Source organism: Streptomyces sp. OZ13 (assembly GCF_052068155.1).
Taxonomy (GTDB): domain Bacteria; phylum Actinomycetota; class Actinomycetes; order Streptomycetales; family Streptomycetaceae; genus Streptomyces.
This window is the reverse complement of sequence record NZ_JBQHCZ010000002.1, coordinates 148,117-169,475: the sequence shown is the minus strand read 5'-3', so window position 1 is coordinate 169,475 and position 21,359 is coordinate 148,117. Positions and strand designations below refer to the sequence as shown.

The window sequence follows — 21,359 nt, the reverse complement described above, 5'->3', positions numbered from 1 at the left end:
TCACTGTCCTGACCTGCCAGGTCCCGAAGGGGCCCGCACCCGCGCCCGGTCCGCCGTGGGCGGGGCCCACGGCCCGTCAGGGCTCGCCGTACCCGACCGGACCGGGCACAGGATGTCGGGTCCGACAGGATGGGGCCCTCCTAGCGTGAGTGTCGTCAAGGGAGGGAGACCGGGGTGCTGGAGCGGCTGAACCAGGCCATGGAGCACATCGAGAGCCGTCTCGATCAGCAGATCGACGTGGCCGACCTGGCGCGCATCGCGATGACGTCGGAGTACCACTTCCGCCGGATGTTCTCCGCGCTCGCGGGGATGTCGCTGTCGGAGTACGTCCGGCGCAGGCGGCTGACCGTCGCGGGGGCCGAGGTGCTCGCCGGCAGGCGGACGCTCCTGGAGATCGCGGTGCGCTACGGCTACGGCTCCGGGGAGGCGTTCGCGCGGGCGTTCCGCGCCGTGCACGGCGTCGGTCCGGGCGAGGCCCGGCGGACCGGTGCGGCTCTGCGGTCCCAGCAGCGGTTGTCCTTCCGTCTCACCGTCGAAGGGAGCGGCAGTATGCGGTACAGGGTCGTGGACAGGGACGAGTTCCGTGTGGTCGGTATGAAGGCCCGCGTGCCTCTCGTCCATGAGGGGATGAACCCGGCCATCGCCGAGTTCATCCGGGGTCTCGACAAGGAGATGGTCCGGCGGCTCGCGGAGTTGTCCGACCAGGAGCCGAAGGGGATCGTCGCGGTGAGCGACGATCTCGACCCGAGCCGGGCGGAGGGGACGGAACTCGACTACTACCACGGCGTGGTGACCGGCGCCGCGGCGCCGGAGGGCACGGACGTCCTCGCCGTTCCGGCGGGGACGTGGGCCGTGTTCGAGAGTTCGGGCGCGTTTCCGCAGGCTCTGCAGTTCCTGTGGCGGGACGTGTTCACTCAGTGGTTCCCCTCGAACCCGTACCGGAGCAGGCCGGGGCCCGAGATCCTGCGGGTGAGCGTGTCGGCGGACGGGGCGCATGCGGACGCGGAGCTGTGGATCCCCGTGGAGCGCTCCGCGCTCTGAGCGTCCCGTGCCGGCCGCGGACGCCGGGACCAGAGACGGAGCCGGAGCCGGGAGCACAAGGTGGGCCCGGCCGCGGGACGGAACAGCGGTTCCGGCTCCGCGGGTGGTGACAGTGGCCACCCGCGGAGTCGGCGGAACCGGACGGCCGTCCGCCGGGACGATGCCGGCCGCGCGCATCTGCGCCTCCCCGCGGGCGACGATCCGCCGGTGCGACCCTCTTCCAGCGCGGCGGGTCCTTCGTCGACCTCGCCGTACAGCGCGCGCATCGCTCCGCGGCAGGGCTCGGCGAACAGCGCCACGCATTCCTCGCCGCAGCGCTTCGCCAGTTCGCCTGCCTCCTCGAACCGCTCGGCCGCCGCCACGAGGTCGCCGGTCCACACCGCGAACAGCCCGGTCATGAACAGGCCCCAGGCAAGTGGGTGACGGGCGTGTCGCGGGCTCCGGCAGGAGCCGGCGACGCTTCCGCCCGCATGCCGATGTCGCCCGAATTGCCCTGCTTCACCGGTCACGTGCGTGTCGGCCAGGACTATGGGTACTCGCGCTGCCACGGTGAACCGATCTGCTCGGCTCCGGCCGAGATCAAGAAGGGACCGGCATGGGACACGGCGGGAACGTCATCGAGGAACTCACGGCGGACCACCGCGAGGTGGATGCGCTGTTCGCCCGGATCGAGATGCAGCCGGTCGCGGACTCGCGCCGCCGGGAACTCGTGGACGAGCTGACGGTGGAACTGGTGCGGCACGCCGTCGCCGAGGAGGAGTACCTGTATCCGGCGGTGCGCCGCCACGTCGACGGGGGCGACGGTCTCGCCGACAAGGAGCTCGAGGATCACGCCGGCGTCGAGCGGATGCTGAAGGAGCTCGAGGGCCTCGAACCCGACCACATCGATTTCAACCACCTGGTCGCGAAGCTGAAACTCGAGGTCGCCGAACACGTGCGGGACGAGGAGAACAGGCTCTTCCCCCTCCTGGAAAGCGCCTGCACCCCCGAAACGCTGGCCGACCTGGGGGAGAAGATCCGCCGGGCGAAGAATACGGCGCCGACCCGGCCGCATCCCGCCGCTCCTGACACGCCTCCCGCGAACAAGTTCCTCGCCCCCGGAGCCGGCCTGGTGGACCGGGCCCGGGACCTGATCACCGGCAGGCACCACTGAGACCGGACCCCGGCCGCACCGCCTCCCCCCGTTCACCGGCCGCACGAACCGCATGAACCACATGCGCCATGTGAATCGCACACAGCACAAAGAAGGGAACCGACACCATGAGCACCAGCGAGACCGGCGACATCACCGGCACGAAGGACAAGCACTACAACCTGTTCTGGTACATCGAGGCGTGCCTGAGCAACGCGCTGCGGATGGAGACCTACATCAAGGACGCGGAACGCGACAACGACACCGAGATCGCCGAGCTGTTCCGCAAGGCGCAGGCCGACAGCCGCAAGGGGGCCGAGCTCGGCAAGGAACTGCTGCGTTCGCGACTCGGCACTTGAGCCGGTCCGGGCGCCTCGGCCGGCCGGTCGCTCCCGGGCCTCGCCGTTCCCGCGGCGGGGCCCGGCCGTGCGTACCGCGGGAGCACCTCGACGCCGTGGGCCGTCGGCGGAACGGCTCGCGCACACACTCGGGACCGGCCCCCCGTTGCCGGAGGCCGGTCCCGTGTGTGCCGGCGCGCAGTTCCGGTCAGCGCTGGTAGAGGCCGACGACGGTGCCGCTGGCCAGTTGTGCCTTGTCGACGGCGCGGTGGACGTCGTCGGCAGTGGCGTTGTCGGGGAGTGTCACGGGCTCGGGCAGGGCGTAGAGGCGGAAGAAGTACCGGTGTGCCTCGTCGCCCACGGGTGGTTGCGGTCCGCCCCAGCCGGTTTCCCCGAAGCCGTTGGTCCGGGGCGTACCGCCTGGGGGTGTTTCGCCGGCTTCCACAGAACCGTCGGCCGCGTCGATGCCGGTGACGAGCCAGTGGACGAAGGTGCCGGAGGGAGCGTCGGGGTCCTCGCAGAGCAGGAGCAGCTCTGCCGTGCCGTCGGGCACGCCGGACCAGGTCAGCGGTGGGGAGATGTTGTCGCCGTCCCGTGCGTAGCGTCTCGGGACGAGTGCGTGGTCGTTGAATGCTGCTGTGTGCAGTTCGATCCCAGCCATGCCTCAGCGGTATCCCCCGACGGCGCCGTCCGCCAGCTCTGGGGCCCAGGTGGCGGAGGTCCGTACGCTCGCCCGGGCGGCGGGGCCTGTCAGCGGTCGTCCGGAGGCGGCTGGTGCCGGAACCGGGCTGGTCGTACGGCGCTCCAGCCGGCAGTCCCGCTGAGATCCCGAATCGGGGGACGGCACGGCCCCGTGAAGGGACGGCCGTCGGGCACGCTCCCCTCCAGCGTGGTTGAGCGTCGCGGCTGGTGACCAACGTGGTTGAGCCTTCCGGCCGGTGAGCGAGTGGATGTCTGCCCGGCGGCCGACGGAGGTCGTCCCCGAGCGGGTCCATAGGATCGCCGGCATGGCACTGCGACCCGTTCTGGTGAACATAAAGGCTCTTGACTGCTCGGCGGTCGGCCGGTTCTGGGGGGAGGCGCTCGGCTGGCGCGTCATCGACGAGGAACCCGGCGCGACCGCCGTCAAACCCGTCGGTTTCGATTGGCTGGACCCGGTCACCGTCTGCGTCGACGTCATCGCCGTCCCGGAACCCAGGACCACGGCAAAGAACCGTGTGCACCTCGATCTCGCCACCACCTCCGTGGCCCATCAGGCGGAGTTGGTCGCGCGCCTCCGGTCTCTCGGTGCGACGCCCGCCGACGTGGGCCAGGGCGACGTGCCGTGGACGGTCCTCGCCGACCCGGAGGGCAACGAGTTCTGCGTGCTGGAGCCTCGGGAGATCTACCGGGACACCGGGCCGATCGCCCGGGTGGTGGTCGACTGCGCGGATCCGCGGGCCATGGCCCGGTTCTGGGGCGAGGCGATGGACTGGACCCTGCACGAGGTCACGGACGACCGTGCGGTGTGGCGCTCCGCCAAGGAGGTCGGCCCGTATCTCGAGTTCCTCCGCACGCCCGGCGGGCGGACCGGGCCGGACCGCGTCCATCTGGACCTGCTGCGGTACCCCGTCGACGACCAAGAGGCGGAGGTGGCCCGGCTGCACGCCCTCGGCGCCACCGACCTCGACGTCGGCCAGGGCGACGTCCCGTGGAGGTGCCTGGCCGATCCGGAGAGCCACGAGTTCTGTGTCCTCGCCCGAGCGTGACGCGGAGCCTTGACGGCAGGGGCGGATCATTGACCGAAACCCGATGTCCGTCCGTCCCTCGTTCGCGTTAGCGTGCGATTCGACTCGTGAACTGGGGGATTACATGGCGGCCACGCCCATCGTCGATCTGCGGGAATTCGGCCCGGACTTCGTCCGCGATCCTTATCCGGTCTACGCCCGGCTCCGGGCGGAGGCGCCCGTGCACCGGGTGCTCGATCCCGACGGCGAGGAGATCTGGCTCGTCCTAGGTCATGACACCGCTCGGGCCGCCTTCACGGATCCGCGGCTGAGCCGGGACTGGGTCAAGTCCGGGGACGTCAGCCAGATCATCAACACCGACCAGGACCAGCCCGCCCTCGCCCACATGCTGATGTCGGACCCGCCGGACCACACCCGGCTGCGGCGGCTGGTGACGAAGGGCTTCACCCCGCGCCGCATCGACGCGCTGGCGCCGCGCATCCAGCAGGTCACGGACGAGTTGCTCGACGCCATGCTGGCGGAACCGTCGCGGCGTGCGGATCTGATCGCTGCCTTCGCCTTCCCGCTGCCGATGACCGTCATCTGCGACCTGCTGGGTGTGCCTGAGCTCGACCGGGACGCCTTCCGGCGCTGGTCCAACGAGATGGTGGCGCGCACCAGCCCGGAGGCGGAGGCGCGGGCCTACGAGGAGATGCCCGCCTATCTGGCCGAGTTGATCGGCTCCAAGCGGGCGCGTCCCGGCGACGACCTGCTCAGCGCGTTGATCCACGCGGCGGACGCCGACGGGGACCGGCTGTCGCCGGAGGAACTCATCGGCATGTCCGTCCTGCTGCTCATCGCCGGGCACGAGACGACGGTCAATCTGATCGGCAACGGCATGCGGGCGCTGTTCTCGCACCCCGAGCAACTGGCCGCGCTGCGGGCCGACTTCGGGCTGCTCGACGGAGCGATCGAGGAGATGCTCCGTTACGACGGTCCGGTGGAGACCTGTACGGACCGCCTCGCGCTGGAGGATGTCGAGATCGGAGGGGTGACCATTCCCGCCGGCTCCACCGTCCTGATCACCATGGCGGACGCCGACCGGGATCCCGAGCGGTTCAAGGACCCCGACCGGTTCGACATCCGCCGGGACGCCCGCGGCCACATCGCCTTCGGTCACGGTCTGCACTACTGCCTGGGCGCGCCGCTCGCGCGGCTCGAGGGCCGGATCGCGTTCCGCACACTGCTGGAACGCTGCCCGGACCTGGCGCAGGACGCGGACGAGGCGGATCTGCCGTGGATGCCGGGGCTGCTGATCAGGGGCGTGCGCAGGCTGCCCGTGCGGTGGTGACGGCGGGCAGGCCCGGGCCCGTCCGATGGTGACCCTCGGCGGGCGGGCCCCCGTCAGCCGGTGCGGCGGATGCGGGCCAGGGCCAGCCCGCCGAGGACGATGCCGATCAGCCCCAGCAGCGCGGCCACCACGGCTCCGCCCAGCCCGTTGCCGGTGCCGAGTCCGCCTTCTGCGGTGGCCATGACCACTCCCCCGAGGGCCGTGCTGATCAGACCCGCTCCCAGGGCCACGACGGCCCTGCTCCGCCCGGTGCCGGCGCGGGTGCCGGAGCGACCCGCGGGGCGGGCCAGCGCCAGCCCGCCGACGACCACGCCCATCAGCCCCAGCAGCGCGGCCACGACGGCCCCGAGGCGTCCGGAGCTCATGGTGTAGGCGTCGGCGGCGACGGGGAGGGAGATGTGCGCGACCGCCGGTGCGGCAAGCACGGACCGAACTGACATGAGGTGCTCCTTCTGCTGTTACGGCTCGCTGTCCGCCGATCATGTCCGCCGGACGTGCCACCGGTCGTCCGGCGGACGCAGACACTTCGCGCTGCCGCCGATGCCGCAGTGGCCGTGGAGGTACTGCGCCCGCGGTACACGGCTGCTGGTCCTCGGGGCGGACCCGTAGGCCGGCCGCAGCGTCGGGGCCTCCTCGGACCGCCCCGCCGGCACCCGTCGACGGCCGTGGCGAGTCCGAGGCCGGTGGGGTGAACGTGCCGCAGGCGAGGTCACGGCCGCCGGCGAGGCCCCGCGAGGTGTTCCCTGGCGACGTCGAACCGCTCCGCACAGCGGGGGCCTTGTGGTGGGCCGTGGAAGAGACCACTGTTCAGGCCTCGAACCACCTCTGGAGTTTCGCCCCCAAGCACGCCGCGCACGGCGGAGGGAGACGTACGGGGAGCCGGCCGTCAGCGCGAGCGGTCGGACACGTCGTCGTGCGGGCTCCGGTCATCGAGCAGGTGCTTCCTGCCCCAGGCGCCGAGAGGGCCGAGCGCCTCGTTGAGGGAGACGCCCAGCGGGGTGAGCGCGTAGGTGACGCGGCGTACCGCTCCCTGACGGTCCTCTTCACGGGCGACGATGCCGTCGGACTCCAACTCCCGCAGGTGGGTGGCGAGAACCTTCTCGCTGACGCCGGGGATGCCGCGCCGCAGCTCACCGAACCGGCAGGGGCCGGCTTCCAGCGCCCACAGGACGAGGACCTTCCACTTGCCGCCGACCACGTCGATCGCCGCGTCGATGCCGCACACGTACGCGTCGCGCCTGGTCATGCACTCACCATAAGGTAACCACCCACTAAAAAGTGCGTACTTGATCAAGGTCTGTGCCCGTACGAGGCTGATGGACATGGACAACACTTCTTCCAAAACCCCCGTCACCCTCCTCGGCCTCGGTGACATGGGCACCGCCCTGGCCCGCGCCTGGCTCGCCGCAGGGCACCCGCTGACCGTCTGGAACCGCACTCCGGCCAAGGCCGGACGTCTGGCGGCCGAGGGCGCCCGGGTGGCGGCGACGCCGGCCGAGGCGCTGGCCTCGGCCACCGGTCCCGTCGTGCTCTGCCTCCTGGACGACGCCTCCGTGGGCGAGACCCTGGAAGGCGTCGACCTGACCGGCAAGGACCTGATCGACCTGACCACCAACACGCCCGCCCGGTCCCGGTTGCGGGCGGCCCGGGCCGAGGAACGCGGGGCCCGGTTCCTGGACGGCGGGATCATGGCCGTTCCCCCGATGATCGGCCGGCCGGAGACCGGCGGCTATGTGTTCTACAGCGGTGATCGCGCGCTGTTCGAACGCCATCGGGAGGTGCTGGAGATTCCCGCCGGCGCGAAGTACGTCGGCGAGGACGCCGGCCACGCGGCACTGCACGACATCGCCCTGCTCAGCGCGATGACCGGGATGTTCGCGGGCGTCACCCACGCCTTCGCCCTGGTGCGCCCCGAGAAGGACCTCGACCTGGCCGGTTTCGCCGCCCTGCTCACGGAATGGCTGGGCGCCATGACCGGCATGACCCACGAGATGGCCGCCCAACTGGAGAGCGGCGACTACACGGAGGGCGTCACCTCCAATCTCGCCATGATGTCGGCGGGGAACGACGCGCTCCTGGCCGCGGCCGAGGGCCAGTCGGTCGATCCCCGGCTCCTCACGCCCTACATGGAGCTGATGCGCAGGCGGGTGGCCCAGGGCCACGGCGACGAGGGCCTGGCCGGGACCGTCGACCTGCTCAGGGGCGAGTGAGGCCCTGCGGCCACGTGAGGGCCGGCGCGCGGCGGAACACCGTGCCCTCGGCCCTCACGTCCGCCGGGCCGTACCGGCGGACCCGGATCACCGGAGGGGGATGTCGTGGCCCTGGCCGCGCTCGTCCTCGGGGCGCGGCCCGAAGTAGCGGCGGTCGGACTCCTGGATGGCCACGTCGTTGATGCTCGCCTCACGGCGGCTCATGAGGCCGCGCTCGTCGAACTCCCACAGCTCGTTGCCGTAACTGCGGAACCACCGGCCCTCGGCGTCGTGCCATTCGTACTGGAAGCGGACGGCTATGCGGTTCTCGTGGAAGGACCACAGGCTCTTGCGCAGTACGTAGTCCAGCTCACGCTCCCACTTGGCCGTGAGGAACTCCGCGATCTGCTGACGGCCGGTCAGGAAGACGTCCCGGTTCCGCCAGACGGAGTCCTCGGTGTAGGCGAGGGAGACCTTGTGCGGGTCGCGGGTGTTCCAGGCGTCCTCGGCGGCCTGGACCTTGGCCAGAGCGCTGTCGAGGTCGAACGGCGGGAAAGGCGGGCGCTGTTGGGTCATGACACATGATCCTGTCATGACCCGGCCACGGGACTCCGACGGGCCGGGCTCCCTAGTCCTCCAGGGTGTCGACCCCTTGGTCCTTCTCGGAGCCCGTCGGGTCCACGTCCGCCCCGATCTGGCCCTTCACCCGCTTGCCGACGACCGCGGACGCGGCGAGCGCGCTGGCGGCGAAGGCGCCCGCGAGGATCCACGGGCCGTCGAAGCGGTGGCGGGTCACGTGGTCGAGGGAGTAGCGGCCGGGGCCCATGACGCCGATGGCGGCCGCGGTGAAGCCGAGGAACGCCGGGTACTCGAAGCCTCCGGACTGGGCGAAGAACCCGGCCGGTGCGTGGACGGAGACGGCGCCCGCCATGTTGCCGGTCACCGCCGCGCCCGCGGCGGGAGTGGCGAGGCCGAGGGCGAGGAGCACGCCACCGCCCGCCTCCGCGATGCCCGCGGCCATCGCGCTCTGCTTGGGCGGGTGGAAGCCCATGGCCTCCATGCCCTTGGCGGTGCCTTCCAGGCCGCCGCCGCCGAACCAGCCGAACAGTTTCTGGGTGCCGTGGGCGACGAGGACGGCGCCGGTCCCGACGCGCAGGACGAGCAGGCCGAGGTCACGTCGGTTGAGGGTGGTCATCGGTACTCCCGGGGCGTGAGGATGGCGACGTCATCCACTCTCGCGCCGACGGGGGCCGGAGCCGCTGCGATGCTGGACCGTCCGGGTGAGGCGGGTGGTGCCGGGTCAGCTCGCCGGGTCGCCGGCGGCCGCCCACAGGTGGTGCATCGCGTACGAGCTCCACGGCCGCCAGCGCCCGGTGTCCGCGCCGGCGGGGACCGCCGGGTCGCCGGGCAGCAGGACGTCGGGGTCGCCCAGGGCGTGCATGCGGATCCGGGCGGCGGTCCGGGCGTCCATGCCGAGCAGTCGCAGCAGCCTGCGCTCCGTCTCCTCGCGGTCGGCGCCGGGGTCGAGCACGACGTCGCCTTCGGCGAGCGCCTCCGCCAGGGCGCGCAGCGCGGGGTGTCCGGTGCCGGTCAGGTCCCGGGCGCGGGGGAACAGGTGGGTGAGGCCGCCGCTCGGTTCCAGCAGCGGCTCGCCGTGCGCGGTCACGAGTGTGCTCGCGGCCGGCGTTCCGACCACCGTGCGGATCGCCGTCTCATGGGGGTCCGCGGCACCGGGGATGCGCAGACCGGGGCGGGACGCGACGTGGGGGGCGAGGGAGGGGTCGGCGCCGAGGCGCTCGGCGACGGCGCACGGGTCGGCGTCGAGATCGAGGAGGCGACGCATCCGCTGGTTGGCGGTGGTCAGGTCGCGCAGGTCCGTCAGATGCAGCCGGCAGTCCAGCCAGTGGCCGCCGCCGGGGCGTTCGCGGACCTCGGCGATCCCGGCGCCGCCGGGCAGCCGCAGGGTGCGGCGGTAGGTGCGGCCGCCGGGCGCGCCGGTGACCTCCTCCACACCGGTGACGGCATGGGCGGCGAGGTGGTCGAACATCCGGTCCGCAGCGTACGGGCCGCGGTGCGCGAGCCGCAGCGGGATCCCGGCGGCGCCCTTGTCGGCGGTGGGGCGGCCGGGCCTGAGGGCGCGCAGTTCGGTGGGGGTGGCGGCGTAGATCTCCCGGATGGTGTCGTTGAACTGGCGCACGCTCGCGAAACCGGCCGCGAAGGCGATCTCGGTGGCCCGCAGGGTCGTCGTCTGGAGGAGTACGCGTGCGGTGTGGCCGCGCTGGGCGCGGGCCAGCGCGATGGGGCCCGCGCCGAGTTCGGCGTTGAGCTGGCGCTGTACCTGGCGGGCGCTGTAGCCGAGCCGGTCGGCGAGGCCCGCGACGCCTTCCCGGTCGACGATGCCGTCGCCGATCAGCCGCACGGCCCGGCCGACGACGTCCGCGCGGACGTTCCATTCGGCGGAGCCGGGGACCGCGTCGGGCCGGCAGCGGCGGCAGGCGCGGAAGCCGGCGCTCTGGGCGGCCGCGGCGGTGGGGTGGAACGACACGTTCTCGCGCTTGGGTGTGACGGCGGGGCAGCTGGGCCGGCAGTAGATGCCGGTCGTGGAGACGGCGAAGAAGAACACTCCGTCGAAGCGTGCGTCCCGGCTGCTCACCGCCTGGTAACGGCTGTCCTCTACCGTGCGTGCCTCGGTGGTCATACGGCCAGTATGGGTGGCCCCAAGGCGCCGGACCGGCGGGAATCGGACATGACGCTGATGACGACCGGGCCGCCGTCGGGGTCGGCCGCGGCTGTCCAGCGGGCGCACAGGTGGAGGGGCCTGCCGGGCAGGGCGGTGTGCGGCAGGCGCCGGCGGTCCAGTACCCGGCCGTCCTGGTGGACGACGAGGACGGCCGCGGGGAGGCGTTCCGCGGTGCGCAGGGTGAAGCGCTCTCCGAGGGGTGGCGGTCCGTCGGGGCGCACACGGTTCGGTGCGACCCACAGCAGCGGCGGTTCGGCCCGTAGCGGCACTCCCCCGCCCGGCCAGGGGTCCGTGCCGGCCAGGTGCGCGAGGACCGGGCCGGCGACGCCGCGGCCCTCGGCAGCGGCGCTCACCGCCGGCTCGCCGCCGTGCAGCAGGTTGCCGACGGCGAACACGCCGGGCACGGCGGTGCGGAACGCGGTGTCGACGGCCGGTCCACGGGTGCCGGGGTCGAGGGCGATGCCGCCGCGACGGGCGAGTTCGTGCTCGGGGATCCAGTCGCCGGTGAACACGACGGTGTCGCAGTCGAGGAGTGCGGTGCGGCCGTCGTCGCCCCGGACTCGGACGCCCGTCAGCCCGCCGTGGCCGGTGAGCTCCACGACGGTCGACCCGGTGAGCAGCGGGAACCGGTGGCGCGGTGACCGGAGGGGGCCGCGGGTGTCTGCGGTGACCAGGGCGACGACGTGGGCCCCGGCCGTCCGCAGCGTGTCGACGGCGGCACGGGCGACGGCGTCGGCGCCCGCCGGGGCCACGACGACGGCGTGGCTGCCGACCGGTTGGCCGTGGACATGGACGGCCTGCTGGAGTTCGCCGGTGGTGAGGACGCCGGCCGGCCGGGTGCCGGGGACCAGCCGGGCGCTGCGCGGCCGTTCGCGGGCGCCGGTCGCCAGGACGACCGCGGGTGCGGTGAGGCGTTCGAGGCCGTGCGGGCCTGTCGTGTCGAGGGTGCGGGGATCCGCCCAGCCGGTCGCGGTGACGCCCGTGCGCACCACGGCTCCGGCGGCGAGGGCCGCGTCGGCGAGGCGCTCGGCGTAGCGGGGGCCGGTGGTCGGGCGGTGGCGTGGTCCGAAGCCCCGGTGGTGGCTGTGGCGTGGGATGCCGCCGGGTTCCTGTTCGCGTTCGAGCACCTCGACCCGGCCGGCGCCTGACGCGGCCAGGTGGGCCGCGGCGGCGAGGCCCGCGGGTCCCGCGCCGACGACGAGGACGTCCACGGCCCGCTCGGTGCGGCTCATCGGCGGCCGTCCTCGAACAGCGCGCGCACGGCGGGTCCGCAGTGGAAGCCCTGGCAGCGGCCGCCGCGGGCCCGGGTGCGGCGCCGCAGTCCGTCGAGCGATCCGGGCGGGACGGTGCTGGTGAGCGCGTCGCGGATCTCGCCGCGGGTGACGCGTTCGCAGTGGCAGACGATCGTGCCGTACGCGGGGTCGGCGGCGATCAGGTCGGCCCGCTGGTACGGGCGTGGCCGTGCCTCGCCGATGTTCGGCATCCGTACCGGTTCGAGGTCGCGGGCGGGTCCGAGGTGGAGTCCCGCGTCGCCGAGGAGGCCGGTGACGTAGTCGGCGATCGCCATGGAGGCGGTCAGTCCTGTGGAGCGGATGCCGCCTACGGTGACGTACCGCAGGCGGGGGTGCGCCCGGATGCGGTAGTCGTCCTGCCCGGTGGCGGCGCGGAGTCCGGCGTAGACGGCGGTGACCTCCTCGTCGATCAGTGCGGGCAGGATGCGTCGGCCCTTGGCCCGCAGGGCCTCGAGGCCTTCGGCGCTCGACCCGGTGGCCCGCTTGTCGTCGAGGTCCTCCGCGGTCGGGCCGAGGATCACGTTCCCGTACACGGTCGGTGCGACGAGGACGCCCTTGCCGAGCGCCGTGGGCACGGGGAGCAGGATGTGCCCGACGAGGGGGCGGGCGAGCTTGTCGTAGACGATGAGCTGGCCGCGCCGGGGGGTGACGGTGAAGTCCTGGCGGCCGAGCCGGCGGTCGAGTTCGTCGGCGTGCAGTCCGGCCGCGTTGACGAGGTAGCGGGTGCGCAACAGGCCGCGGGAGGTGGCCAGTTCGTGATGGGTGCCGGTGGTGACGGACTGTACTTGGCAGTTCAGGTGCAGGTCGACGCCGGCGCGGACGGCCTGGGTGGCGTAGGCGAGCGTCGTCGTCCAGGGGCAGATGATCCACTCGTCGGGGACCTCGAGGGCGCCGAGCGCGCCGGGGCCCAGGTGCGGTTCCCTGCCGGCGAGTTCGACGGCGTCGAGCAGGCGGGTGGCGTGGTAGCCGTTGCGGGCGGCCTTTGCGGCGAGCGCGGGCAGGGTGGCGAGCTGTTCCCGGTCCCAGGCGACGAGGAGCGCGCCGACGGGTTCGACGGGGATGCCGCTCTGTTCGGCGTAGGCGGCGAGGCGGTGCCGGCCTTCGCGTACCAGCCGGGACTCCAGGGTGCCGGGCACCGCGTCGAAACCGGTGTGCAGGATGGCCGTGTTGGCCTTGGAGGTGCCGTTGCCGACGTCGTCGCCCGCGTCGACGAGCGCGACGCGCAGCCGGTGGCGGGCGAGTTCGCGGGCGACGGCGGTGCCGACGACTCCGGCGCCGACGACGATCACGTCGTACAGCCGGTCGGGCGGTTCGCCGCTGGTGGTGACGGTCATCGCGTGCTGTGATTCCCGGCGGCGGACGGGGATCGCTCGAGGAGGGCCTCGACCTCGGCGCGGAAGACGCCGAGCCGTTCGGCGGCCCGGTCGGCGCTGATGCGGGGCTCGTAGACGGCGGACGGCTTCCGGTCGGGGACCACCTGCTCCGGCGCCAGGCCCGGGTCGATGCCGAGCCGGGCGACGGCGGCGGCTCCCAGTGCGGTCGCGTCGGGCAGTGCGGAGACCTCCACGGGCATCTGGAGCAGGTCGGCCTGGGCCTGCATGAGGAGCGCGGACCGGGTGAGGCCGCCGTCGACGCGGAGCACGGTGAGCGGGGAGCCGAGGTCGGTGGCGACGGCGTCGGTGAGGGAGACGACCTGTGCGGCGATGCCCTCGCACAGTGCGCGCACGAGGTGGCCGGGCCCCGTGTCGAGTCCGAGCCCGGTGACCGAGCCTCTGACGTCGCCGCGCCACCAGGGCGCGGCGAGGCCGGCGAGCGCCGGCACGAAGGTGACGCCGCCGCTGTCGGGGACGGTCGAGCCGACGGTGTCCAGGTCCGCGGCGCCGGAGACGACCCCGAGGTCGGTGAGCCATCGGACGGCGGAGGCCGCGGTGTAGACCTGGCCGTCCAGGCAGTAGCTCGCCTTTCCGCCGAGCCGCCAGGCGACGCAGCCGACCAGCCCGGTGGTGGAGCGGTGCGGCCGCCGGCCGGTGTGGGCGAGCAGGAACGCCCCTGTGCCGTAGGTGCACTTGGCGATTCCCGGTTCGGTGACGCGCTGGGCGAGGAGGGCCGCCTGCTGGTCGACGAGCAGTCCGGTGAGCGGTGTCCCGGGGCCGAAGGCGGTGGTGACGCCCACGGGGCCGGCGGCGTCCACGACGTCGGGCAGCCGTTCGCCGGACAGGCCGAACAGGTCGAGTGCCCGCTGCGACCAGGCGACCTGGTCGAGGTCGAGGAGCTGGGTGCGGCCCGCGGTGGCCGCATCGGTGACGAACGCGCCGGTGAGCCGGTGCACGAGCCAGGAGTCGCTGGTGGTGACGACGCCGTCGCGGGTGAGCTCGCGGCGGATCCACGCCATCTTGGGCGCGGCAAAGTACGGGTCCAGCGGTAACCCGGTGAGCTGCGTCAACTCATCGGCGTGCGGGGCGAGTTCGGCGCAGAGTGGTTCGGCGCGCCGGTCCTGCCAGACGATGGCCGTGGTGAGCGGCGCGCCGGTCGCGGGGTCCCAGGCGAGGACGGTCTCGCCCTGGTTGGCCAGTCCGACGGCCTCGACGGGCTCGCCGGCGTGGGCGAGAGCCCTGCGCCCTGCGCCGAGGACGGAGTCGAGCAGCTCGGCGGGGTCCACCTCGACGCGTCCGCCGGGGCCGTAGCGGGGGGACACGGGCACGAAACCTGTGCCGATCACGCCGCGTTCGGGACAGACGACGAGCGCCTTGGTGCCGGAGGTGCCCTGGTCGACGGCAAGCACCGGGCCCGTCATCGGCCACCCCGCTCTCCGGTAGAAGAAACCTTGATCGCAGACGAAAGCGTGGGGCAGGCCGCGGCCGCCGTCAAGAGCGGAACTGGGGCCGCCGGGCGGCGACTTGGTCAACCGGTTGCCGCGTGGCGCGGCTTGAGTAAGATCGGCCCGCACGCGGAAGCGATGCGGGGGACGGCGCGGTTCCCCGTACGTGCCCGACCCCGTCGATGCCCGGCCGACCAACCGCCGTCGACGCTCGCCTCAGCCCCCACTGCCCCAAGAGGCCCGATGACGACCAGTGCTCCCCCCTGGCTCCACCCTGCGACGGAACACGGAGCGGACCGCGCGACGGTCGGCGGACCGGCCGGCGAGATGACGGGCCCGACGGCCCGGCAGCCGTGTTAGGCGACCTCTCCCGGGCATGTCCCGGAAGGGTGGCGTGCTGATGGCCCCGGACTCCTTCCGCCCGGTCTACCATCCGGCCGGCCAGGACACGGAACTGCGCAGCGCCCTCCAGGACTTACGCACGGGCCGCTGGCTGTCGATGCGGAACCTTCTCGAGGCGACGGCCGACTGGGCCCTGTGGACCCAGCGCACCCAGGTGCTCGCGGCGGTGGCCGCCGGCTCCGACACGGTGCAGACGTGGCGTGCGGAGGAACCCGACAGTGCCGCCGCCGCGGTGATGCACTGCAGGGTCGCGGTCGAACGCGCGTTACGGGCGTACCGCGAGGCGCACCGGCACACCCAGGATTTGTGGCACGAGGCCTGGGAAGCATGCCGGGCGGCGGCGCACCGGTCGCCCGAGGACCCCGTGCCGTGGGTTTGCCTGCTGGCGCTCGCCCGGCTCGACGAGGGGCAGCGGCTCGACGAGCACCGGATGGCACCGCCCGGGCCGATGCTCTTCCCCGGCCCGTGGGGCCTGCTGGCGCAGGCGGACAAGCGGGATCCGCACAACCGCGAGGCGTACCACCGGATGCTGCAGTTCGTGTACGCGCGGCGCTCCGGCACCCATCTCTCCGAGGCGGTCAACTTCGTCCAGTGGGCGTCCTCGTCAGCGCCCCTGGGATCGCCGCTCAAAGTGTTGCCGCTCTATGTGCGGGTGGAGCGCTACCGCCGGGAGAACGGCCAGGAGAAGGCGCTGGACCTGCACTGGGTCACGGACGACGCGGCCCGCGACGGCCGGCTGGCCCTGCACGACTGGTTCGATGTCGCGCCCACGGCGACGCGCACGCTGCTCGATCTCAGCCACCTGGCCCACGCGCTGTGGGGGGCGCTCCAGTTCGCCGACGCCGCCCGGGTGTTCGAGGCGCTGGGCCCGTTCTACGCGACGCTGCCGTGGGCGTACCGGACGCCCGATCCCGCTGACGCGACGCTCGCGGAGGAGGTGTTCCTTCGCGCACGGGCCCGCTGCCTCGCGGCGGCTCGTGACGCCGGGCCCGGCCCCGGCCCGGCTGCGGGCCCCTACGGCTGAGCCGCCGCCGCCCGACCGGGCCACGTCCCCACCCCGGACTCCTCCTGGCGCGTACTCCCCCGTCGCGCTGTGCCCTGCCCGCCGCACCACCCCTTTGCCTTGTCCGCTCAAGTACATCGCCTTTCCCCGGAGGTACCTCGATGTCCATATCCCCGCCGAAGTGGTCGGATTCCGGCCGGACCCCTCCCAAGGACGAGGAGGAACGGCTGAGGGAGCTCGGCTATCAGCCCGTCCTGGCCCGCCGGATGGGCGGCTTCGGCAACTTCGCCATCAGCTTCTCCGTGATCTCGATCCTGTCCGGCTGTATGACGCTGTACGGATTCGGGCTGGGCACCGGCGGCCCCGCGGTGATGCTGTGGGGCTGGCTGGGCGTCGGTCTCTTCGTCCTCTGCGTCGGCATGGCCCTGGCCGAGGTGACCAGCGCCTATCCGACGTCGGGCGCGCTGTACTACATGGCCGACCGGCTCGGCGGCCGTAAGTGGGGCTGGTACACGGGCTGGCTCAACCTGCTCGGTCTGCTGGGCGCCATCGCCGGCATCGACTACGGGTGCGCCCTGTTCACCGGCGCGTTCTTGAACCTCCAGTGGGGGATCGAGCCCACACCCGGCTCCACGATGATCATCTTCATCTGCATCCTGCTGCTGCACGCCACCCTCAACCTCTTCGGCGTACGGCTCGTCAGCCTGCTCAACTCGGTCAGCGTGTGGTGGCACCTCGGCGGCGTGGCCCTGATCGTCGGCGCCCTCGCGATCGTGCCGTCCGACCACCAGTCCCCGGAGTTCGTCTTCGGCGAGTTCGTCAACGGCACCGGCTGGGACAACCCGGTCTACGTCGCCGCCATCGGCCTGCTGCTCGCGCAGTACACCTTCAGCGGGTACGACGCCTCGGCCCACCTCTCGGAGGAGACCTCCAACGCGTCCGTGGCCGCGGCCAAGGGCATCGTGCGCTCCATCTGGGTCTCGTGGATCGCCGGGTTCGCGCTGCTGGCGGGCCTGACCTTCGCCATCCAGGACTACGCGGGCACCCAGGACACCGCGACGGGCGTACCACCGGCGCAGATCTTCATCGACGCCCTCGGCACCGGTGCCGCCACGGCGCTGCTGCTCGTGGTGATCGTCGCGCAGCTCTTCTGCGGCAACGCGGAGGTGGCCGCGGCCAGCCGGATGGTGTTCGCCTTCAGCCGGGACAACGCGCTGCCCGGTTCCGCCCTGTGGCGCAAGGTGAGCAGTCGGACGCAGACGCCCGTCCCGGCGGTGTGGCTGTCGGTGACCTTCGCCTGCCTGCTGGCCGTCCCGTCGCTGTACTCGGCGACCGCGTACGGAGCGGTCACCGCGATCAACGTCATCGGCATCACGCCCGCGTACGCCATCCCGATCTACCTGCGGCTGCGTGCCGGCGACCGCTTCCAGCCCGGTCCGTGGTCGCTGGGCCGCTGGAGCAGGCCGATCGGCTGGACCGCCGTGGTGTGGGTCGCGTGCGTGACCGTGCTGTTCTGCCTGCCCCAGTCGAACCCGGTGACCGTCGACTCGATGAACTACGCCTCGATCGCGCTGGCGGCGGTGCTGATCCTGGCCACGGTGTGGTGGTTCGTCGCCCGGCGCTCGTACGGCACGCCGGCGGCGTACGGAACCGCCCGCGAGCAGGCGGAGATCGCGGAGAACATCGTCTGACGCTCCCCTGTCCCTCGCGAGGGCCCGGCCGTGACGGCCGGGCCCTCGCGCGTTCAGGGGCGCGGCGGCCCACGGCCCGGGCGGCCGTGGGGCGTCGTGTGCCGGAGTGTCCTCGCCGATACCGCGACCGATGCAAGCGCTTCACCGAAGCAAACCAGACTTCGCATCGAATCCTGTCCGAAGCATTGACGGCGCACCAAGTCGGCCCTACGTTCGGCGCGTTGCACTTCGTACGTCATATATGAGACGCGATACGCGAGATCTGAGAGTGCTGATGACCTTCGCTCCCACCCCGATCCCCTCCCGCACCCAGTTCGTGCTGGAGGCGATCAAGCACGCCATCCTCACCGGCGGCCTCAGCCCGGGCCAGTCCCTGGTCGAGACCGAACTGGCCGCGCGGTTCGGTGTGTCGAAGACCCCGGTGCGGGAGGCGCTCAAGACCCTGGCCGGCACGGGGCTCGTGGTGATGAGCCAGTACAAGGGCGCCACCGTCCGCATGGTCGATGCCGACATGGCGCGTGAGGTGTACGACGTGCGGCTGCTGCTGGAGCCGGAGGCGCTGCGGCGCTCCATCACCCGCAACGCCTCGCTCGAGGACGCGCGGACGGCACTCGTCAGGGCCGACGAGGCGGCCGATCAGGCCGAACGGTCCCTGGCCAACCGGGAGTTCCACCGGGCCCTGTATCTGCCCTGCGGCAATCCGCTGCTGGCCCGGATGCTCGACGAGGTCCGGGACCAGGCGGCCCTGGTCTCCACCGTGGCGTGGGCCGCCGACCCGTCCTGGCAGCGGGAGGCCGACGAGCACCGCGAGATCCTTCAGCTCGCCCTCGCCGGGGACGCCGACGCCGCGGCCCGCGCGCTGCACGAGCACATCGACTCGTTCGTGCAGCGGGCGTTCCCCGAGCAGGCCGAGGAGGACCAGGCATGAGCACCGATCCCGGCTTCAGCACGCTGCGCGAGGCCCTCGCCGACGTGGTGGCCATCCCGGTCACGCCCTTCACCCCCGACGACACCGTCGACACCGTCGCGCACCGGGCGCTGGTGCGGCGGCTGCTCGACGGCGGGGTGCGCACCCTCACCCCCAACGGCAACACCGGCGAGTACTACGCGCTCGACCCCGACGAGCGGCGCGCCGTCACGGAGCTGACCCTCGAGGAGTCCGCCGGCCGGGCCGCCGTCCTCGTCGGCGTCGGTCTGGACGTGCCGACCGCGGTCGCCTCCGCACGGCATGCGCGGGAGGCGGGCGCGCAGATGGTGATGGTGCATCAGCCGGTGCACCCCTATGTTTCGCAGGACGGCTGGCTCGACTACCACCGGGCGATCGCCGAGGCCGTGCCCGAGCTCGGCGTGGTCCCCTATGTACGCAGCCCGCATCTGCGCGGCGAGCGCATGGCGCGCCTCGGGGAGCTGTGCCCCAATGTCGTCGGGGTGAAGTACGCGGTGCCGGACGCGGCGCAGTTCGCGGCGTTCGCCCGCGACGCGGGCCTCGAGCGGTTCGTGTGGATCGCCGGTCTCGCGGAGCTGTACGCGCCCGCCTACTTCTCCGCCGGCGCCACCGGCTTCACCTCCGGGCTGGTCAACATCTCCCCGTCGGTCTCGCTGGAGATGCTAACCGCGCTGCGCGCCGGTGACCACGCGGCGGCGATGAAGGTGTGGGAGCGCATCCGGCCGCTCGAGGACCTGCGTGCCGCCCACCGGTCGGCGGACAACGTCACGGTCGTCAAGGAGGCCCTCGCCGCGCTCGGACTGTGCCGCCGTGACGTGCGCCCGCCCAGCAGTCCGCTCCCGCAGAAGCGGCGTGCCGAGGTCGCCGGGCTCGTGGCCGGGTGGGGCATATGAGCCTGCGGCCGGAGCAGTTGCGCAGCCACCAGTGGTATGGGACCGACGGGCTGCGCTCGTTCTCCCACCGGGCCCGTACCCGTCAGCTCGGGTATCTGCCGGAGGAGCATCTCGGCAAGCCCGTGATCGCGGTCCTCAACACCTGGTCGGACATCAATCCGTGCCATGTGCATCTGCGTGACCGGGCCCAGGCCGTGAAGCGGGGGGTGTGGCAGGCGGGCGGGTTCCCGCTGGAGTTCCCGGTCTCCACACTGTCGGAGACGTTCCAGAAGCCGACGCCGATGCTCTACCGCAACATGCTGGCGATGGAGACGGAGGAGCTGCTGCGCTCCTACCCGGTGGACGGCGCGGTGCTGATGGGCGGCTGCGACAAGTCCACGCCCGCGCTGCTGATGGGTGCCGCGAGCGCGGACCTGCCGACGGTGTTCGTGCCCGCGGGGCCGATGCTGCCGGGCCACTGGCGCAACGAAGTTCTGGGCTCCGGCACGGACATGTGGAAGTACTGGGACGACAAGCGGGCAGGGCTCATCGGCGACTGCGAGATGAGCGAGCTGGAGAGCGGTCTCGCCCGCTCCCCCGGCACGTGCATGACGATGGGGACCGCCGCGACCCTGATGGCCGCGGCGGAGGCACTCGGGGTGACGGTCCCCGGCGCCTCGTCCGTCCCCGCGGTCGACTCCGGGCACGACCGCATGGCCGCGGCGTCCGGGATGCGGATCGTGGAGCTGGTGCGCCAGGACCTGCGGCTGTCGCGGATCCTGACCCGCGAGGCGTTCGAGGACGCGGTGACCACGGTCCTCGGTCTCGGCGGCTCCACCAACGCCGTCATCCATCTGATCGCCATGGCCGGGCGTGCGGGGGTGACACTGCGCCTGGACGACTTCGACCGGATCGCCCGTACGGTGCCGGTACTGGCCAACGTCCGTCCGGGCGGCGGGCCTTACCTGATGGAGGACTTCCACTTCGCGGGCGGGCTGCCCGGTTTCCTGTCCCGGATCCGTGACCTGCTCCACCTGGACCGGCCCACGGTCGCCCACGCCACCCTGCGGCAGCAGCTCGAGGGCGCCCAGGTGCACAACGACGATGTGATCCGCCCCCGTGACAATCCCGTCGCGGAGGAGGGAGGGGTCGCGGTGCTGCGCGGGAACCTCTGTCCTGACGGGGCGGTCATCAAGCACATCGCCGCCGATCCGAATCTGCTGAAGCACACCGGACCGGCCGTGGTGTTCCCGGACTACCGGACGATGCAGCGCACGATCAACGATCCGTCGCTCGGCATCACCGCGGGCCATGTCCTGGTGCTTCAGGGCGCCGGCCCCAAGGGCGGTCCCGGTATGCCGGAGTACGGGATGCTGCCGATCCCGGACCATCTGCTCAAGCAGGGTGTGCGGGACATGGTCCGGATCTCCGACGCCCGCATGAGCGGCACCAGTTACGGCACGTGCGTCCTGCACATCGCGCCCGAGTCCTACGTCGGAGGGCCGCTGACCCTGGTCCGCACCGGGGACCTGATCACCCTCGACGTCGAGGCGCGTTCCCTCCGTCTGGAGGTCACCGACGCCGAGTTGGAGCGTCGCCGCTCCGAGTGGACGCCGCCGCCGGCCCGCTACGAGCGTGGCTACGGAGCCCTTTACAGCGAGCAGGTCACCCAGGCCGACACGGGATGCGACTTCGCGTTCCTGGCCAGGCCCGGCGAAGTGCCGGATCCCTACGCGGGCTGAGCCCCGCGGCCCCCGCCCCTCTTCGCACGCCCCTTCCTCTCCTCTTCGCCCAGCCCGTTTCTTCTTCGCCCGACATCCGCACAGCGCCGGAGAAAG

General features: G+C 72.5%; 20 protein-coding genes. 11 read left to right on the top strand and 9 right to left on the bottom strand.

Features of this window, described 5'->3' with window-relative positions; translation table 11 throughout:
• Window positions 1-174 precede the first annotated feature (174 nt).
• The 3 genes from ACTMTU_RS04365 to ACTMTU_RS04355 all read left to right on the top strand — a co-directional run bounded on the left by ACTMTU_RS04365 (window position 175) and on the right by ACTMTU_RS04355 (window position 2,532).
• The gene (locus tag ACTMTU_RS04365; RefSeq protein ID WP_441262104.1) at window positions 175-1,041 is read left to right on the top strand and encodes a GyrI-like domain-containing protein; all 867 of its coding nucleotides are present in this window, start codon (window positions 175-177) and stop codon (window positions 1,039-1,041) included.
• A 595-nt stretch (window positions 1,042-1,636) separates the two neighbouring features.
• A complete protein-coding gene (locus tag ACTMTU_RS04360; protein WP_441262103.1) occupies window positions 1,637-2,194 on the top strand; it encodes a hemerythrin domain-containing protein in 558 nt (185 codons plus the stop codon).
• Window positions 2,195-2,301: 107 nt separating this feature from the next.
• Window positions 2,302-2,532 (top strand): hypothetical protein, encoded by a 231-nt coding sequence (locus ACTMTU_RS04355; protein ID WP_441262102.1) that lies wholly within the window; start codon window positions 2,302-2,304, stop codon window positions 2,530-2,532.
• A 187-nt stretch (window positions 2,533-2,719) separates the two neighbouring features.
• Here the strand turns inward: ACTMTU_RS04355 and ACTMTU_RS04350 are convergent, their stop codons facing one another.
• A complete protein-coding gene (locus ACTMTU_RS04350) occupies window positions 2,720-3,172 on the bottom strand; it encodes a YbhB/YbcL family Raf kinase inhibitor-like protein (protein WP_441262101.1) in 453 nt (150 codons plus the stop codon).
• Window positions 3,173-3,518: 346 nt separating this feature from the next.
• On the opposite strand from ACTMTU_RS04350, the gene ACTMTU_RS04345 reads away from it, so the two are divergent.
• Both ACTMTU_RS04345 and ACTMTU_RS04340 read left to right on the top strand, forming a co-directional pair.
• On the top strand, window positions 3,519-4,259 hold the full coding sequence (locus ACTMTU_RS04345; RefSeq protein ID WP_441262100.1) for a VOC family protein: 741 nt from the start codon (window positions 3,519-3,521) through the stop codon (window positions 4,257-4,259).
• A 103-nt stretch (window positions 4,260-4,362) separates the two neighbouring features.
• The gene (locus tag ACTMTU_RS04340) at window positions 4,363-5,568 is read left to right on the top strand and encodes a cytochrome P450 family protein (RefSeq protein ID WP_441262099.1); all 1,206 of its coding nucleotides are present in this window, start codon (window positions 4,363-4,365) and stop codon (window positions 5,566-5,568) included.
• Between the two features lie 53 nt (window positions 5,569-5,621).
• On the opposite strand, the gene ACTMTU_RS04335 is transcribed toward ACTMTU_RS04340, so the two are convergent.
• Both ACTMTU_RS04335 and ACTMTU_RS04330 read right to left on the bottom strand, forming a co-directional pair.
• A complete protein-coding gene (locus ACTMTU_RS04335; protein WP_441262098.1) occupies window positions 5,622-6,008 on the bottom strand; it encodes a DUF6223 family protein in 387 nt (128 codons plus the stop codon).
• 446 nt (window positions 6,009-6,454) lie between these two features.
• A complete protein-coding gene (locus ACTMTU_RS04330; RefSeq protein WP_441262097.1) occupies window positions 6,455-6,814 on the bottom strand; it encodes a winged helix-turn-helix transcriptional regulator in 360 nt (119 codons plus the stop codon).
• 76 nt (window positions 6,815-6,890) lie between these two features.
• Here ACTMTU_RS04330 and ACTMTU_RS04325 point away from each other — a divergent pair, with 76 nt between their 5' ends.
• The gene (locus tag ACTMTU_RS04325; RefSeq protein WP_441262096.1) at window positions 6,891-7,778 is read left to right on the top strand and encodes an NAD(P)-dependent oxidoreductase; all 888 of its coding nucleotides are present in this window, start codon (window positions 6,891-6,893) and stop codon (window positions 7,776-7,778) included.
• 87 nt (window positions 7,779-7,865) lie between these two features.
• Here ACTMTU_RS04325 and ACTMTU_RS04320 read toward each other — a convergent pair whose 3' ends face one another.
• The 6 genes from ACTMTU_RS04320 to ACTMTU_RS04295 all read right to left on the bottom strand — a co-directional run bounded on the left by ACTMTU_RS04320 (window position 7,866) and on the right by ACTMTU_RS04295 (window position 14,583).
• Window positions 7,866-8,333, bottom strand: a complete 468-nt coding sequence (locus tag ACTMTU_RS04320) for a nuclear transport factor 2 family protein (protein ID WP_441262095.1) — start codon at window positions 8,331-8,333, stop codon at window positions 7,866-7,868.
• 52 nt (window positions 8,334-8,385) lie between these two features.
• Window positions 8,386-8,952 (bottom strand): DoxX family protein, encoded by a 567-nt coding sequence (locus ACTMTU_RS04315; protein WP_441262094.1) that lies wholly within the window; start codon window positions 8,950-8,952, stop codon window positions 8,386-8,388.
• Between the two features lie 105 nt (window positions 8,953-9,057).
• Window positions 9,058-10,455 carry a DNA-3-methyladenine glycosylase 2 family protein gene (locus ACTMTU_RS04310; protein ID WP_441262093.1) on the bottom strand — a complete coding sequence of 466 codons (1,398 nt, stop codon included), beginning with the start codon at window positions 10,453-10,455 and terminating at the stop codon, window positions 9,058-9,060.
• Window positions 10,452-11,729 (bottom strand): FAD-dependent oxidoreductase, encoded by a 1,278-nt coding sequence (locus tag ACTMTU_RS04305; RefSeq protein ID WP_441262092.1) that lies wholly within the window; start codon window positions 11,727-11,729, stop codon window positions 10,452-10,454. Before ACTMTU_RS04305 ends, ACTMTU_RS04310 begins: the two co-directional genes overlap by 4 nt.
• Window positions 11,726-13,123, bottom strand: a complete 1,398-nt coding sequence (locus ACTMTU_RS04300) for an FAD-dependent oxidoreductase (RefSeq protein WP_441262091.1) — start codon at window positions 13,121-13,123, stop codon at window positions 11,726-11,728. Before ACTMTU_RS04300 ends, ACTMTU_RS04305 begins: the two co-directional genes overlap by 4 nt.
• Window positions 13,120-14,583, bottom strand: coding sequence for an FGGY family carbohydrate kinase (locus ACTMTU_RS04295; RefSeq protein WP_441262090.1), 1,464 nt, complete (start codon window positions 14,581-14,583; stop codon window positions 13,120-13,122). Before ACTMTU_RS04295 ends, ACTMTU_RS04300 begins: the two co-directional genes overlap by 4 nt.
• Window positions 14,584-15,007: 424 nt before the next feature.
• Between ACTMTU_RS04295 and ACTMTU_RS04290 the strand changes: the two genes are divergently transcribed.
• The 5 genes from ACTMTU_RS04290 to araD all read left to right on the top strand — a co-directional run bounded on the left by ACTMTU_RS04290 (window position 15,008) and on the right by araD (window position 21,263).
• Entirely contained in the window at window positions 15,008-16,033 is a 1,026-nt protein-coding gene (locus ACTMTU_RS04290; protein WP_441262583.1) for a hypothetical protein, read from the top strand.
• A 140-nt stretch (window positions 16,034-16,173) separates the two neighbouring features.
• The gene (locus ACTMTU_RS04285) at window positions 16,174-17,703 is read left to right on the top strand and encodes an amino acid permease (protein WP_356622565.1); all 1,530 of its coding nucleotides are present in this window, start codon (window positions 16,174-16,176) and stop codon (window positions 17,701-17,703) included.
• 274 nt (window positions 17,704-17,977) lie between these two features.
• Window positions 17,978-18,631 (top strand): GntR family transcriptional regulator, encoded by a 654-nt coding sequence (locus tag ACTMTU_RS04280; protein WP_441262089.1) that lies wholly within the window; start codon window positions 17,978-17,980, stop codon window positions 18,629-18,631.
• Complete coding sequence (locus tag ACTMTU_RS04275) at window positions 18,628-19,542, top strand: dihydrodipicolinate synthase family protein (RefSeq protein WP_441262088.1); 915 nt, start codon at window positions 18,628-18,630, stop codon at window positions 19,540-19,542. Before ACTMTU_RS04280 ends, ACTMTU_RS04275 begins: the two co-directional genes overlap by 4 nt.
• Window positions 19,539-21,263: an L-arabinonate dehydratase gene (gene araD, locus ACTMTU_RS04270; RefSeq protein WP_441262087.1), complete on the top strand. Its 1,725-nt coding sequence runs from the start codon at window positions 19,539-19,541 to the stop codon at window positions 21,261-21,263. The genes ACTMTU_RS04275 and araD overlap by 4 nt, the downstream gene beginning before the upstream one ends.
• Window positions 21,264-21,359: the final 96 nt, after the last annotated feature.

What these genes read in the sequence shown, in the direction of transcription:
- ACTMTU_RS04360 (WP_441262103.1), top strand. Translation starts at nt 1,637, where the DNA reads ATGGGACACGGCGGGAACGTCATCGAGGAACTCACGGCGGACCACCGC.
- ACTMTU_RS04355 (WP_441262102.1), top strand. Translation starts at nt 2,302, where the DNA reads ATGAGCACCAGCGAGACCGGCGACATCACCGGCACGAAGGACAAGCAC.
- ACTMTU_RS04350 (WP_441262101.1), bottom strand. Translation starts at nt 3,172, where the DNA reads ATGGCTGGGATCGAACTGCACACAGCAGCATTCAACGACCACGCACTC.
- ACTMTU_RS04345 (WP_441262100.1), top strand. Translation starts at nt 3,519, where the DNA reads ATGGCACTGCGACCCGTTCTGGTGAACATAAAGGCTCTTGACTGCTCG.
- ACTMTU_RS04340 (WP_441262099.1), top strand. Translation starts at nt 4,363, where the DNA reads ATGGCGGCCACGCCCATCGTCGATCTGCGGGAATTCGGCCCGGACTTC.
- ACTMTU_RS04335 (WP_441262098.1), bottom strand. Translation starts at nt 6,008, where the DNA reads ATGTCAGTTCGGTCCGTGCTTGCCGCACCGGCGGTCGCGCACATCTCC.
- ACTMTU_RS04330 (WP_441262097.1), bottom strand. Translation starts at nt 6,814, where the DNA reads ATGACCAGGCGCGACGCGTACGTGTGCGGCATCGACGCGGCGATCGAC.
- ACTMTU_RS04325 (WP_441262096.1), top strand. Translation starts at nt 6,891, where the DNA reads ATGGACAACACTTCTTCCAAAACCCCCGTCACCCTCCTCGGCCTCGGT.
- ACTMTU_RS04320 (WP_441262095.1), bottom strand. Translation starts at nt 8,333, where the DNA reads ATGACCCAACAGCGCCCGCCTTTCCCGCCGTTCGACCTCGACAGCGCT.
- ACTMTU_RS04315 (WP_441262094.1), bottom strand. Translation starts at nt 8,952, where the DNA reads ATGACCACCCTCAACCGACGTGACCTCGGCCTGCTCGTCCTGCGCGTC.
- ACTMTU_RS04310 (WP_441262093.1), bottom strand. Translation starts at nt 10,455, where the DNA reads ATGACCACCGAGGCACGCACGGTAGAGGACAGCCGTTACCAGGCGGTG.
- ACTMTU_RS04305 (WP_441262092.1), bottom strand. Translation starts at nt 11,729, where the DNA reads ATGAGCCGCACCGAGCGGGCCGTGGACGTCCTCGTCGTCGGCGCGGGA.
- ACTMTU_RS04300 (WP_441262091.1), bottom strand. Translation starts at nt 13,123, where the DNA reads ATGACCGTCACCACCAGCGGCGAACCGCCCGACCGGCTGTACGACGTG.
- ACTMTU_RS04295 (WP_441262090.1), bottom strand. Translation starts at nt 14,583, where the DNA reads ATGACGGGCCCGGTGCTTGCCGTCGACCAGGGCACCTCCGGCACCAAG.
- ACTMTU_RS04290 (WP_441262583.1), top strand. Translation starts at nt 15,008, where the DNA reads ATGGCCCCGGACTCCTTCCGCCCGGTCTACCATCCGGCCGGCCAGGAC.
- ACTMTU_RS04285 (WP_356622565.1), top strand. Translation starts at nt 16,174, where the DNA reads ATGTCCATATCCCCGCCGAAGTGGTCGGATTCCGGCCGGACCCCTCCC.
- ACTMTU_RS04280 (WP_441262089.1), top strand. Translation starts at nt 17,978, where the DNA reads ATGACCTTCGCTCCCACCCCGATCCCCTCCCGCACCCAGTTCGTGCTG.
- ACTMTU_RS04275 (WP_441262088.1), top strand. Translation starts at nt 18,628, where the DNA reads ATGAGCACCGATCCCGGCTTCAGCACGCTGCGCGAGGCCCTCGCCGAC.
- araD (WP_441262087.1), top strand. Translation starts at nt 19,539, where the DNA reads ATGAGCCTGCGGCCGGAGCAGTTGCGCAGCCACCAGTGGTATGGGACC.